12 protein-coding genes are annotated in these 13,745 nt (G+C 70.5%); 6 read left to right on the forward strand and 6 right to left on the reverse strand.

The window, feature by feature from the left end:
* Positions 1 to 29 precede the first annotated feature (29 nt).
* Positions 30 to 1,217: a GDSL-type esterase/lipase family protein gene (locus tag AB0959_RS25585; protein ID WP_366828866.1), complete on the reverse strand. Its 1,188-nt coding sequence runs from the start codon at positions 1,215 to 1,217 to the stop codon at positions 30 to 32.
* Positions 1,218 to 1,256: 39 nt separating this feature from the next.
* Positions 1,257 to 1,859, reverse strand: a complete 603-nt coding sequence (locus AB0959_RS25590) for a WHG domain-containing protein (protein WP_366828867.1) — start codon at positions 1,857 to 1,859, stop codon at positions 1,257 to 1,259.
* Positions 1,860 to 1,984: 125 nt separating this feature from the next.
* Between AB0959_RS25590 and AB0959_RS25595 the strand changes: the two genes are divergently transcribed.
* Positions 1,985 to 2,923 (forward strand): hypothetical protein, encoded by a 939-nt coding sequence (locus AB0959_RS25595; protein ID WP_366828868.1) that lies wholly within the window; start codon positions 1,985 to 1,987, stop codon positions 2,921 to 2,923.
* A 605-nt stretch (positions 2,924 to 3,528) separates the two neighbouring features.
* Here AB0959_RS25595 and AB0959_RS25600 read toward each other — a convergent pair.
* From AB0959_RS25600 to AB0959_RS25615, 4 genes are all read right to left on the reverse strand, one after another.
* Positions 3,529 to 4,167, reverse strand: a complete 639-nt coding sequence (locus AB0959_RS25600; RefSeq protein ID WP_366828869.1) for a CoA transferase subunit B — start codon at positions 4,165 to 4,167, stop codon at positions 3,529 to 3,531.
* Positions 4,164 to 4,916 carry a CoA transferase subunit A gene (locus AB0959_RS25605; protein WP_366828871.1) on the reverse strand — a complete coding sequence of 251 codons (753 nt, stop codon included), beginning with the start codon at positions 4,914 to 4,916 and terminating at the stop codon, positions 4,164 to 4,166. The genes AB0959_RS25600 and AB0959_RS25605 overlap by 4 nt, the downstream gene beginning before the upstream one ends.
* Positions 4,917 to 5,061: 145 nt before the next feature.
* Positions 5,062 to 6,462 carry an amino acid permease gene (locus AB0959_RS25610; protein WP_366828872.1) on the reverse strand — a complete coding sequence of 467 codons (1,401 nt, stop codon included), beginning with the start codon at positions 6,460 to 6,462 and terminating at the stop codon, positions 5,062 to 5,064.
* Between the two features lie 378 nt (positions 6,463 to 6,840).
* Positions 6,841 to 7,866: a Glu/Leu/Phe/Val dehydrogenase dimerization domain-containing protein gene (locus AB0959_RS25615; RefSeq protein ID WP_366828873.1), complete on the reverse strand. Its 1,026-nt coding sequence runs from the start codon at positions 7,864 to 7,866 to the stop codon at positions 6,841 to 6,843.
* A 227-nt stretch (positions 7,867 to 8,093) separates the two neighbouring features.
* Between AB0959_RS25615 and hppD the strand changes: the two genes are divergently transcribed.
* From hppD to AB0959_RS25640, 5 genes are all read left to right on the forward strand, one after another.
* On the forward strand, positions 8,094 to 9,239 hold the full coding sequence (gene hppD / locus AB0959_RS25620) for a 4-hydroxyphenylpyruvate dioxygenase (protein ID WP_366828874.1): 1,146 nt from the start codon (positions 8,094 to 8,096) through the stop codon (positions 9,237 to 9,239).
* A 75-nt stretch (positions 9,240 to 9,314) separates the two neighbouring features.
* Positions 9,315 to 10,745: a PLP-dependent aminotransferase family protein gene (locus AB0959_RS25625; protein ID WP_366828875.1), complete on the forward strand. Its 1,431-nt coding sequence runs from the start codon at positions 9,315 to 9,317 to the stop codon at positions 10,743 to 10,745.
* A 175-nt stretch (positions 10,746 to 10,920) separates the two neighbouring features.
* Positions 10,921 to 11,943 (forward strand): hypothetical protein, encoded by a 1,023-nt coding sequence (locus tag AB0959_RS25630; RefSeq protein WP_366828876.1) that lies wholly within the window; start codon positions 10,921 to 10,923, stop codon positions 11,941 to 11,943.
* Positions 11,944 to 12,289: 346 nt separating this feature from the next.
* Entirely contained in the window at positions 12,290 to 12,697 is a 408-nt protein-coding gene (locus AB0959_RS25635; RefSeq protein ID WP_366828877.1) for a RidA family protein, read from the forward strand.
* Between the two features lie 63 nt (positions 12,698 to 12,760).
* A complete protein-coding gene (locus AB0959_RS25640; protein ID WP_366828878.1) occupies positions 12,761 to 13,720 on the forward strand; it encodes an MBL fold metallo-hydrolase in 960 nt (319 codons plus the stop codon).
* Positions 13,721 to 13,745: the final 25 nt, after the last annotated feature.

Raw genomic sequence — 13,745 nt, forward strand, 5'->3', positions numbered from 1 at the left:
TCGGGCGCCTTTCGGCTGCTTCGGCCGGTTCAGTCGGTTGAGCCGCTGCGGTCCGTGAAGGCGCCCGGGGCGTCGAAGACCAGCCGGGCGAAACGCTCGCCGATGCGGCGGTGGGTTGCGGCGTCCGGGTGGAGCTGGTCCGGCAGCGGGAGTTCGGCCGCGTCGGACTCGCCGTAGAGGTCGCGGCCGTCGAGGTAGTGCAGGTTCGGGTCCTCCGCCGCCCTCTGCTCCACGATGCGGGCCAGCTCGTCCCGGATCACGCCCAGGGTCAGCTTGCCGGCGGATCGTTCCGCAGGATCGCCCATGGCGACGAACCGCAGTTGTCCGGCGCCGAGGTTGGTGAAGTCCGGAGCGCTGGGGCCCGGCGTGTCCTCGTGGATGGGGCACAGAATGGGCGAGACGACCAGCAGCGGTGTGGTGGGGTGGCCCTCGCGGACGGTGTCGAGGAAGCCGTGGACAGCGGGTGTGAAGGCGCGCAGGCGCATGAGGTCGGCGTTGACCAGGTTGATGCCGATCTTGACGCTGATCAGGTCGGCCGGGGTGTCGCGCATGGTGCGGGCGGTGAACGGGTCGAGCAGGGCACTGCCGCCCAGGCCCAGGTTGACCAGCTCCACGCCACCGAGGGAGGCGGCGAGCGCGGGCCAGATGCTGGTGGGGCTCGCCGCGTCGGAGCCGTGGCTGATCGAACTGCCGTGGTGCAGCCACACCCGGCGCCCGGGGTCACGGGCGGGCTCGACCGGGGCGTCGGTGCGCAGGGCGACGAGTTCGGTGGTCTCGTTGTGCGGAAGCCAGATCTCGATGTTCTTGAGGGCGTCGGACAGGCCTGTGAAGCGGAGGGTGCCGGGCGGGCCTGTCCGCGTCTCGGCGGTCCCGGCGGTCATGTCGATGGTCATCGTGTTGCCGCCCACCACACTGCCCTGACCTGCCGGGCGGCCGTCGACGAGGAGGTCGTACAGGCCGTCCGGGCGGGGCGGGGCGCCCACGTAGAGCCGCTTGGTGGGCAGCGTGTCGAGTTCCACGGCGGTGGCGCGGCTGCGGAACACCAGCCGTACGCCCGAGGGCTGGGACTCGGCCATGGCCAGTTGCCCGTCGGCGTACTGGGCGCGGGCCCAGGCCGGCAGCCGGTGCGGCAGGACGCCGTGCTCGGTGCGCTCCACGTCGAGGGCGCCGCGCAGGAGGCCAGCGGTGACGGGCGTGGTGATCCAGTTGGTGTCCATGGTGTGCGGTGCCTCAACCTTGTCGATCGATGTGCCGGTCTATGTCGATGTGCTGGTCTGTGCGGAGGGTGCGGCCGGTGCGGGCCAGTTCCGCAGCAGTGCGTCGAGGGCGTCGATGACGCGTGTCCAGGTTTCCTGGGTGTCCGGCGCGCTGTGGCTGAAGCCTCCCCCGAGTTCCAGGCTGACGTAGCCGTGGAAGACGCTGCCCAGGAGCCGGACCGCGTGCGTCTGGTCGGGCTCGGTCAGGTCGTAGCCGCGCAGGATCGCCCGGGTCATCTGCGCGTGTCTTGGGCCCGCGCTGGTGACCGCCGTCTCCGGGGAGAGCCTCAGCTGGGCCGCGGCGTAGCGGCCGGGGTGCTCGCGGGCGTAGTCGCGGTAGACGTTCGCCAGGGCGGCCAGGGCGTCCTTGCCCGCCCGCCCGGCCAGGGCCGAGGCGCCCCGGTCGGCCAGTTCCTCCAGGGCGAGCAGGGCGATCCGGGTCCTGAGGTCGTGGGAGTTCTTCACGTGCGAGTACAGACTCGCCACCTTGACGTCGAACCGCCGGGCGAGGGCCGAGACGGTCACCTCGTCGAAGCCGACCTCGTCGGCCAGCTCCGCACCCGCCCGGGCCAGGCGTTCCGGGGTCAGCCCCACGCGTGCCATAACCATCCCCTCGTTGAACCTAATCGATTATGCATTTACCTAAAGCCTTTAGGCAAATGAGGTGTGTGGTGCCGCAGCCCGAGGGCCGACGTGCGCCGACGTCCCGCCCGTTGGAGCCTGGGGGCATGGAGCGCAGGAGTGCGCGCCGTCGCGGCGGTGCGGAGTACGACGTGGAGGCGGTGCTCGACGAGCTCTACGCCACTCCCCCGGCCCACTTCGTGCCACGCCGCGAGGAGCTGGCCGCCGCCGCGAGGACGGCCGGACACGCCGAGGACGCCCGCCGGATCCACACGGCCCGCCGCCCCACGCTGGCGGCGTGGGCCGCGAACCTGCTCCTGCGTTCCCAGCCGCAGGAGAGCCGGCAGTTCCTGGAGCTGGGGAGATCACTGCGCGAGGCCCACCGCACCCTGGATCCCGACGCGGTCAGGGACCTGTCCTCGCAGCGGCGGCGCGTCGTCACCGCCATGTCCCGGCAGGCCGCGCAGTTCGCCACCGATGCCGGGCACCGACTCTCGGACTCCGTGCTGCACGACGTCGAATCCACCCTGAACGCGGTGCTCACCGACCCGGACGCCGCGGACCAGTGGGCCACGGGCCGTCTGCACAGCACCCTCACCCCGCCGGCCGTCTTCCCGTCCGCCGCCCCTCCGGCGGCCGGCGCCCAGCGGGAGAAGGCACGGCCGCAGACCGCGGCTCCGTCGCCCCGGGCGCGGCGGACGGACGAACTCGCCGAGCGGCGACGCGCCCGGGAGGAAGAACTCGCCCGGGCCCGCACGACAGCCGAGGCGGCCGAGCAGCGGCTAAAGGACCAGCGCGCGGAGCACGCCGACGCCGAGGCGTCGCTCGAGCAGGCACGTGACGGACGGGACCAGGCCCGCCAGCAGGTCGAGGCCACGGAGCAGCAGGTGCGTCAGGCGCGGGAGGCCCTCGAACAGGCCGACCGCGACCAGGGGCAGGCGGAGAAACGCCTCCGTGCCGCGGCCGACGCACTCGGCCGGGCCGAACGGGAAGCACGCGCGGCAGCGCGTGAGGTGGAGCGGCTCAAGGGGCGGCGCGGCGGCTAGACGGAGCGGCGGACACGCGTTATTGGACAGGGTTTGGTCCGTCCGTTGTCCGCGGCTGATCTGAGGCCCATGCGGAGGGTGGCGTGCCTGCGCGGCGAGGCAGCGCGAGGGGAAGAGCGTCAGGTTGCCGGTCGGGCCGGCCAAGTAGCTGGTGAGAGGTTGTGGCCCGCAGCCGCTGATTCACACGCGTGTGCTGTCGATCTGATGAGAGGCGTCCTCATTCGGCGCGGCGAGTTCTTTTGGAAAAGTGCTCGCCCGCCACGCCGCCATCCTGCTGAACGTCGCCGAAAGCGCCGAAACCGACCTGGCAAACCTGACCCAGGAAGTCCGCGGCAGGATCCGAGCCGTGGGCCTGCAATCGGCAGCCCGCCGTCTACTCATCCCCGCGCTGGTGGAAGTGGCGCATTCGCACCCACTCGTCGAGGTCGAGATCACCGAACTTGAACTTGAAGTGGCCCTGCCCGGAGACGGCGGGTCCAGCGTTGGACGGCAACCTGGGCGTAGGGAGCCTTCACGGTGGCGGCGGATCAGCGGCGATGGCGACGCTGAGGTCTGCCAAGCGCCACCCCTGGCACCCGGCCTGTGGGAACAGGCGGTCAGGCCGGTCAGGCGAAGGCTCGTACCAAGGGCGCTTCCGTTTTGGCGCGGACCTCGTCCTCACTCACGTCTTCGGCGAGTTCACGCAGGAGGAGGCCGTGTTCGGTGACGTCGAGGACGCACAGGTCGGAGATGATGCGGTGGACCACGCGGCGCCCGGTGAGGGGCAGGGTGCAGTGGTCGAGGATCTTGGGGCTGCCGTCCTTCGCGGTGTGTTCCATCAGGACGATGACCCGGCCGGCGCCGTGCACGAGGTCCATGGCGCCGCCCATGCCCTTGACCATCTTGCCGGGGATCATCCAGTTGGCCAGGTCGCCCTGCGCGGAGACCTGCATGGCGCCGAGGACGGCCATGTCGATGTGACCGCCGCGGATCATGCCGAAGGACATGGCGGAGTCGAAGAACGCCGCACCGGGGCGGACGGTGACGGTCTCCTTTCCGGCGTTGATCAGGTCGGGGTCGACGGCGTCGGCCGCGGGGTAGGGGCCGGTGCCCAGGATGCCGTTCTCGCTGTGGAGGACGACGTGCACACCGGGCGGGACATGGTCGGGTATGAGGGTGGGCAGTCCGATGCCGAGGTTGACGTACTGTCCGTCGGACAGTTCGGCCGCTGCCCGGGCAGCCATCTGGGTTCGTGTCCAGCTCATCCGGTCTCCTGTGTGGTGCGCTTTTCGATCCGTTTGTCGAGGCCGGTCACGGGGACCACGCGCTGGACGTAGATGCCGGGCAGGTGGATGTCGTCGGGGGTGAGTTCGCCCGGCTCGACGAGGTGTTCGACCTGGGCGATGGTGATCTTGCCGGCCATGGCCGCGGGCGGGTTGAAGTTCGCGGCCGAGCGGGCGAACCGAAGGTTGCCGTGGCGGTCGCCGGTGTGGGCGTGGACGAGGGCGTAGTCGGTGGTGATGGCGTGTTCGAGGAGGTATTCGCGGCCTGCGATGACGCGTGTCTCCTTGGGCGGTGAGGTCACGGCGACGCCGCCCTGGCCGTCGTAGCGCCAGGGCAGGCCGCCGTCGGCGACGGGTGTGCCGACGCCGGCCGGGGTGAAGAAGGCGGGGATGCCTGCTCCCCCGGCGCGCAGCCGTTCCGCGAGTGTGCCTTGGGGGCACAGCTCGACCTCCAGTTCTCCTGCGAGGTACTGGCGGGCGAACTCCTTGTTCTCGCCGACGTAGGAGGCGGTGACGCGGCTGAGCCTGCCTGCGGCCAGGAGAATGCCCAGGCCCCAGTCGTCGACTCCGCAGTTGTTGGAGACCACCCTCAGGTCGTCGACGCCGCGGGTGTGGAGGGCCTCGATGAGGGTGCTGGGGATTCCGCACAGTCCGAACCCGCCCACGGCGAGAGAGGAGCCCGAGGGGATGTCGGCGATGGCATCGGCCGGTGAGGAGATCACTTTGTCCATGTCGGCAGACCTCCTGTACCGGCACGAGCCGGTGTGATGTCTTCGGGCAACCTGCTCTTGCTCACGGGGTTGGTTCTCCGTGTCTGTGTGTGGGTGTGGAGGGTCGGTATGTGGGCGTGTGGGGAGGCAGGACCGGGTGGGAACCTCAGGCCCGCACGCCGGGGGCCTCTGCGGCTGTGGCCTTCTCCTCGGGGCGTCGTGCGTACCGGTGGTGGATGAAGGAGGTGGCGATGAGTCCGCCGAGCCAGAGCGGGAGGGCGATGGCTCCGGCGCGGAAGTCGGGTATCCGTGTCATCAGTACGGCGATCATGGCGAAGTACGCCAGGCAGAGGTAGTTCGAGTAGGGGTGGAACGGTGCCTTGAAGGAGCTGTGCTCTCCTGCCTTGCGGAAGCGCAGGTGGGAGAGGGCGATGGAGCCCCAGGTGATGAGTTCGGCACTGAGGATGATCGCCACGAGGACCAGCAGGAGGCGGCCGGGGAAGAGGTAGTTGAGGAGGACGACCAGGGCGGTGACGCCCGAGTTGACCAGGAGACCGGTGACCGGGACGCCCCGGTCATTGGTCCGGGCGAAGAAGGCGGGGGCCTGGCGCCGGTCGGACAGACTGTGCAGGACCCGGGCATTGCTGTAGACCATCGTGTTGAAGACCGAGAGGGTCGCGGTCACCACGACGATGTTGAGGAGCGTGGCCGCGCCGCCGATGCCGAGGCTGGACAGCATCAGGACGAACGGGCTGCCGTCGGTGCCGACCTTGTTCCAGGGCCAGATGACGAGCATGACGCCGATCGCGCCGACGTAGAACAGCAGGATCCGCAGGAGCACCTGGTTGATGGCCTTGGGGATGGTGCGCTCGGGGTTCTGTGCCTCGCCCGAGGTGGAGCCGAGGGACTCGATCCCGCCGAAGGTGAAGGTCACCGCAACCAGCGACAGCAGGAGCCCGGACAGGCCGTGCGGCGCGAAGCCGCCGTGGCTCCAGAGGTTCTCCAGGCCGTGTACGTCGTAGTGTCCGGCGCCGGAGATGATGGCCACACCGAAGACGATCATGGCGACGACTGCGGCGACCTTGATCAGCGTGAACCAGAACTCGAACTCGCCGAACGCGCTCACGTGGATGAGGTTGACCCCGGTGATGACGACCAGCGCGACCCCGGCGGTGACCCAGGTGGGCAGACCCGGGAACCAGAACTCCATGAAGGTTCCGGCGGCGGTGAGTTCGAGCATGCTCACCACGATGCAGGTGAACCACCAGTTCCAGCCGACGACGAACCCCGCGGAGCGGCCGAGGAATTCGTGGGCGTAGTCGCTGAAGGAGCCGCTGGTGGGACGGGTGACAGCCATCTCGCCAAGCATCCGCATGATCAGGAAGAGGACTATGCCGGCCACGACGTAGGCCAGCAGGACGATGGGGCCGGCGGTCTGGATCGTCGAGCCCGAGATCAGGAACAGGCCGGTGCCGATCGCCGAACCGAGCGCGATCATCTGGATGTGACGGTTACGCAGGCCGCGTTCCATGGGGGAACCGGCGCTGGTGGTGGGCGTCTTGTCCATCTGCGACACCCCTTTCTCATCGTGGGTGGGTGCTGTCGGTCCAGGCGCGGTGGGGGTTTCCGTAAACGTGAGTGGTGGGGAAGGGGTACGAGGGGCACAGTGCGGTCGCCGATCCGGCGCGGGGGCGTGCTCGTGGCGAACCGGCTCGATGCCCTGGCCCGATGCCGGTGGCTCTGGAGAGCGGCCGGTCGCTCTGCCCTGACGCGGGGAGCGACAGCCTCAACCGCCCACCGGGCGGGAGGCGTTCAGCCGCCCGGCCCTCTCCGGTTGGCGGAGCGGGGCCGGCCCGACCACGGCCGGCGGCGAACCCGGCTGGTGTGGGCGCGGGCTCGCCGCCGAAGGATCCCGTCGGTCGGACGGACGTCCTGGCAGCGGGTCCTACCGGTCGCGGGTCCGCCGGCGGGCGAGGTCGGTGGCCGCGGTGTGGGTGGAGGTGTTGTTCTTGTCGGCGAGGTCGTAGACCTCGGTGAGGGTGTCGCCGATGCGGGCGCAGTCCTTCAGGACGCGGGCGCGGTCGTAGCCGTCGAGGAGGGCGGCGTTGTTGATCAGGCCGCCGCCGTTGGCGATGAAGTCGGGCGCGTAGAGGATGCCGGCCTCGCGCAGCAGATCGGCGACCTCGGGGGCGGAGAGCTGGTTGTTGGCGGCACCGGCGACGACCTTGGCCTTCAGGCGTGGCACGCTCGCCGGGGTGAGGACGTCGCCCAGGGCGCAGGGGGCGAAGATGTCCACGGGCTGGCCGGCGATGTCGTCGACGGCGACCTCGCGGGCGTCGTACTCCTTCACGGCGCTGCGTACGGCGTCGGGGCGGATGTCGGCGACGAGCAGGTCGGCTCCCGCCTCGGCGAGCATCCGGCACAGGAAGGATCCGACCTTGCCGAGCCCCTGGACTGCGATCGTGCGGCCGTCGAGGTCGGGGGTGCCCCAGACGCGCTGTGCGCCGGAGCGGATGGCGGCCAGCACACCGGCCGCGGCGGGCTCGTCGGAGTCGACGCCCTCGCCGCCCAGGACGTGGTCGGTGGACTCGCGCATCACGGCGACGTCGTCGACGGCGATGCCGACGTCCTCGCCGGTGACGAACCGGCCACCGAGGGTGTCGACGGCGTTGCCCATGGCCCGCAGCAGCGCGGCGGTCTTGTCGCGTCCCGGGGCGCCGAAGATGACGGCCTTGCCGCCGCCGAAGGGCAGACCGGCCAGCGCGGACTTGTAGGTCATGGCCTGCGACAGGCGCAGCGCGTCGGCGATGCCGTCCGCCTCGGTGGCGTACTGCCACATGCGGGTGCCCCCCATGGCGTTGCGGGGGCCGGTGCGATGCACGGCGATCACCGCGCGCAGCCCGGAGCGGTGGTCGCGGGCGAACAGGACGCGCTCGTGATCGTCGTAGGCCGGGTGGTCGAACAGGGCCACGGTGACTCCTTGGTCGCGGAGGTCGGAGAAGTTGGCACACCGTAGGTACGGGGAAGCGCCGGTGAACCGGTCCAAGTGGGGGCCGGTGCACCGGACCGTCGGCCCGTCCGCGACTTGGTTCGGGCTTTCCGGACTCCATTGGTCCGGGCGTTCGCCGGGCGGCGCTGCCTAGCGTCGGGGAAACACCCGATCCCTCCGCTTACGCGGCGTTCACAGGAGCGGCCCCCATGTCTGATGCGGCACCCGACCGTCAGCCCCTGCTCGGCTACCACCACCTGCGCTACCACGTCGGCAACGCCAAGCAGGCGGCCCACTACTACCGCACCGCCTTCGGCTTCGCCCCCATCGCCTACTCCGGCCCCGAGACCGGCAACCGCGAGAGCGCCTCATGGGTGCTGGCCCAGGGAGACGTCCGCCTGGTCCTCACCGCCGGGCTGCTGCCCGGCCACCAGGTCACCGACCAGCAGCATCAGCACGGCGACGGTGTGCAGGACGTCTCCTTCGCCGTACCGGATGTCTACGCCGCCTTCGAGTACGCGCTCGCCGGCGGCGCCAAGCCGGTCACCGAACCGCACGAGATCAGCGACGAGCACGGCACCGCGCGGCTGGCGACCGTCGCCTCCTACGGCGACACCGTCCACACCTTCGTCGACGCCTCCGACTACACCGGGCCCTTCCTGCCCGGCTACCGCGCGGTCGGCGACACCGGCAAGCTCGGCGGGCTCAAGCCCCTGTGGACCGTCCCCGAGGGCCAGGGCATCGGCATCACCAACATCGACCACATCGTGTGCAACGTGCCCCTGCATGAGATGAACCTGTGGACCGAGTTCTACCAGCGGGTCCTCGGCCTGACCCAGCTGGTCCACTACGACGACGAGACCGTCGGCACCAAGTACACCTCGATGATGAGCAAGGTCGTCTGGGACGGCACCGGCAAGATCAAGCTCAACGTCAACGAGCCCGCCCAGGGCAAGTCCCTCTCCCAGATCCAGGAGTACCTGAACTACTACGGCACCTCCGGGGTCCAGCACATCGCCTTCGCCACCGAGGACATCACCACGACCGTGGCGGCGATGCGCGAGGGCGGCGTGCGGTTCATGCGCGTGCCGGAGACCTACTACGACGAGGTCCGCGCCCGCGCCGACGTCGACGCGCTGGGCCTCGACCTGGAGACTCTCGCCGGACTGGACGTCCTGTTCGACCAGGACGAGGACGGCCACCTGCTCCAGCTGTTCACCGAGCCCGCCCAGGACCGGCCCACCCTCTTCTACGAGGTCATCGAACGGCACGGCACCCGCGGCTTCGGCATCAACAACTTCAAGGCCCTCTTCCAGGCCATTGAGCGCGAGCAGGCAGCCCGCGGCAACCTGTAAGCCCCCACGGCACGGTCCGGTTCCGTCCGTTCCCACCAGGCGGCACGAAAGGTTCGTTTCCCGAAGGGGTTGGTAATGTCCCCTATGGCCTTCGACCAGACCGCACGGGGATCCGAGCTGCTGCTGGCCATGGACCCCACCAGCGGCACTCCGCTGCACACCCAGCTGGAGCGCGCCCTGCGGGAGGCCATCCGCAGCGGGCGGTTCACGGACGGTACTCGGCTGCCCGCCTCCCGGATCCTGGCCACCGAGCTGGGCTGCTCACGCTGGGTCGTCGTGGAGGCATACCAGCAGCTCGCCGCCGAGGGCTTCCTTCGGACCAGGGCCGGCGGCGGCACCACGGTGATCACCCCACAGGCGGAACAGGGCGGCGCGCATGCGGTCACCCCCGCACCGGCGGCTGTGCCCCTGCTGGCCGACTTCGAGCCGGGGTTGCCCGACCTTGCCGCCTTTCCCCGCAGCACCTGGCTGCGTGCCATCCAGCACACGGTGCGCAGCCTGCCGCCGCATCACCTCGACTACGGGGCCGATGCGGGGGTCCCGCAACTGCGGCACATCCTGGCCGAGCACCTGGCCCGCACCCGCGGGGTACGGACGGACACCGACGGCGTGATCGTGAGCGCGGGCGTCACCCACGGACTCACCCTGCTGTGCGAGGTACTGCGCGATCACGGCCACCGCCAGGTCGCCGTCGAGGACCCGGGCTGGCCACGGCTGAGCCGGGCCGTGCGGCGCGCCGGGCTGGAACCCGTCCAAGTGCCCGTCGACGACGAAGGGCTCGTCGTCGCCGCACTGGAGCACACCACGGCCCGCGCTGTCCTTGTCTCGCCCGCGCACCAGTTCCCGGCCGGCGTGGTGCTCTCCCCGCTCCGGCGCACGGCTCTGCTGGCGTGGGCGGCCGCATGTGACGGCATGATCCTGGAGGACGACTACGACGCCGAGTACCGCTACGACCGCAGGCCCGTGGCCGCGCTCCAGCCACAGGCACCCGACCACGTCGCCTATCTGGGCACGGTCAGCAAGACCCTGGGCCCCGGCGTGCGGCTCGGCTGGCTGGTGCCCCCGCCCGCACTGCGCTCGGGTGTGCTGCGGCTGCGGGAGTGCGGCGATCCCGTCCCCGCGACCGTCGACCAGCTGGCCCTGGCCCACCTCATCGAGTCCGGCACCCTGGACCGCCACCTTCGCCGCACCCGCGTCGACTACCTTGCCCGCCTGACCGCTCTGCGCACGGCCCTGGCGGAGTATCTGCCCGACGCCAGCATTCAGGGCGTCGACGCCGGCCTGCACCTGACCGTGCACCTGCCCGACGACACCGACGAAACCGCGCTGCTCCAGGAGGCACGCAAACACGGCGTGCAGATCACCGGTCTGAGCCAGTACAGCAGCAGGCCATCGGCGCGACCTGGCCTGATCATCGGCTACGGCAAGGCCCGGCCGCGGCAGATCGCTCCGGGCATCGCCGCGCTCGCAACGGCATACGCCACCGTGCGCGGCACCAGGCACTGACCCCCAGCGGGGCCCGCCGATCCACCGGTCACCAGCACGGCGATGCCAACGCGCCCTGGGCGCAGGCGCCCCCGTTGCCCGGGCGATCACCGCCCTCAGCGCCAGGGAAGCCATCCGCACGCGCAAAGCCAGACGCTTCCGACCGCCCCCACCCGACCCGAGAACAGAGGCCCCTGTGACGGCCAGCCACACCATCAGAACAGCCAAGGGCGACAGATCCCTCACACCCGGCTCCGGCTATGTCCTGCCGCACGAACACATCATCTGTGACCTGCGCGCGCGTTGGTCAGGCCAGGGCGACGCGCACGATCTCGATGCTCCCGGCCTCCCGCTCGGACCGGAGACGATCGACGTCGTCCGCCGTGACTCACAGGGCACCGTCCGGGAAAACCTGATGCTGTCCGACTGGTACGTCGCCGCACAGGAACTCCTCGAAGCGCGACGCTCCGGCTGCACCCTCCTCGTCGACCTCACGGCGCACGGACTGGGCGCCATGCCGTCGCTGGCCGTCCGCGCGGCCGACGCGGCGGGCCTGGACACAGTGATCGCGGTCGGCAGGTACATCGTCGCCGCACTCACCCCGGAAGAGCGCGACCTTCCCTCCGCCACACTCGCCGAGGAGTGGACGAAGACGGCCGAGAACGGGATCGACGGCTGCGCCGTCGGCGTCATCGGCGAGATCGGTCTCAGCGTCGAAACGCACGAGGCCGAACGGCGTTCACTCGAAGCGGCGGCCATCACACACCAGCACACCGGGCTGGCGGTCAACGTGCACATCGAGCCCGGATACGGACTGGGCAACGCTCATGAGGCGCTGTCCCTGCTGGAGTCCGGCGGCACCGACCCCGCGAAGATCGCCTTCAGCCACATCGACTACGAGACCGACCGCAACGCGCTGATCGAACTCGCTCGCCGTGGCTGCTACCTGGAGTTCGACCTGTTCGGCCGCGCCTTTCCGCCCGTGAGCGAACCCGACCGCGTGGACATGATCACGTCCCTCGTCGACGCCGGCCACGGCGACCGCATCCTGCTGTCCCAGGACATCTGCATGCGCCACGGCCTACGGCGGTGGGACGGCCCGGGATACGCACACCTGGCTCGGGAGATCCGCCCGGTACTGCGCGATCGACTCGGCGCCGCCGGTACGCAGCTACTCATCAGCGAAAACCCGTTGAGATTCCTGTCGCTCGCCCCGTAGCCGCTGCCCGCCGCCGGTCCGGGACCAAGCGGGTCGGGCGATGTCGGCTGCAGTTCGGCAGCGCCTCAGGGACCCGAGGGAACTCCGCGACCAGCCACGACGGTGCCGCAGCCGAACGACGGCACATCGCGGCCCCGCGGCGGAGCCGCAGTACGGCATAGGCGGCGGAGCGCTCAGCGCGGAGCCGCACCAGGCCGGACGCCCTCCCCGGTGCCGACGCCGCCGGGATGGTCCGGTGCACCGGTCGGTACTTGGTCCGGTCCTCCGGACCGCACGGTGCCTAGCCTCACAGCGACACGGCATTCCCAGACAACTCACCCCGCCCGAACGACTTTTGGAGATCGTCATGACAACCAAGCCGCAGGCCATCAGCGCACCCGAACTGGCCTCCGCACCGGCCGCCCGCTTCTTCTACAACCACGGCGTCCTCCACGGCCGTCAGCTCTGGATCTCTGGCCAGGTGTCCATGGATGCCGACGGCGCGGTCGTCGGAGCCGGCGACATCACCCGCCAGGCCGAGCAGGTCTTCGAGAACCTCGCCGCCGTCCTGCGCGCCGCGGGCGGCGACATGTCGCACGTGGTGTCCACCACCACCTACGTCACCGACCGCGCCCTGCTGCTCCCGGTCAACGAGGTCCGCAGCCGCTACCTGACCGCCGACCCGGCCCCCACCAGCACCCTGCTGGTCGTCGCGGGCCTGGCCCGCCCGGACTTCCTGCTGGAGATCAGCGCGGTCGCGGTCCTGCCCGAGTAGGTCCCGCACACACCGCCCTCCGCCGCCGGGCCCCGGCCCGCCGCCGATTGAAGGAGATCACCCATGTCCAAGACCTTCGCCTCCGCGGGCGACCTGTCCGAGAAGAAGCAGACCCTGGAGGTCCTCGCCGACGGCGTGTACGCCCTGACCGCCGAAGGCGACCCGAACGTCGGCGCCATCGAGGGCGAGGACTTCGTCGTCTGCTTCGAGGCCCTGGCCACCCCGGTCGCCGCCCGCGAGTGGCTGGCCCGGCTGCGCGAGCACACCGACAAGCCGGTCGAGTACCTCATCCTGTCCCACTACCACGCCGTACGCGTCCTGGGCGCGAGCGCCTTCGCCGCGCAGGTGATCATCTCCCACGACCGCACCCGGGACCTGATCGCCGAACGCGGCCGGCAGGACTGGGAATCCGAGTACGGCCGTATGCCCCGGCTGTTCAAGGAGCCCGAATCCATCCCTGGCCTGACCTGGCCCACCCAGACCTTCCGCGACCGCGTCACCATCGACCTCGGCGGTGACCGCGGCGACCTGGTCCTGGAGCACGTCGGGCGGGGTCACACGGAGGGCGACATCGTCGCCTGGCTGCCCAAGCACAGGATCCTGTTCGCCGGCGACCTCGTCGAGTCCCAGGCCGCGCTCTACACCGGCGACGCCTTCCACCGCGAGTGGTCCACCGACACCCTCGACCGCGTCGCCGACTACGGCGCCGAGCTCCTCATCGGCGGCCGGGGCGCCGTGGCCCGCGGACGCGACGAGGTCCAGGCCGCCATCGTCCAGACCAGGCACTTCCTGCAGGTGATGCTGACCGAGGTCGGCGCCATCCAGCAGCGCGGCGGCACCCTGAAGGAAGCCTTCCAGGCCACCCACGCCGCACTCGTCGACCGCTATGGCGGCTGGCCCATCTTCGAGCACTGCCTGCCCTTCGACGTCTCCCGGGTCTGGGACGAACTCGCCGGCACCGAGCGCCCGGTGATCTGGACGGCCGAACGCGACCGCGAGGTATGGGCAGCCCTCCAGGACTGACCGACCCGGACGAACCAGGAAACCA

The sequence above is a fragment of the Streptomyces sp. NPDC046862 genome (assembly GCF_040704615.1).
GTDB lineage: Bacteria > Actinomycetota > Actinomycetes > Streptomycetales > Streptomycetaceae > Streptomyces.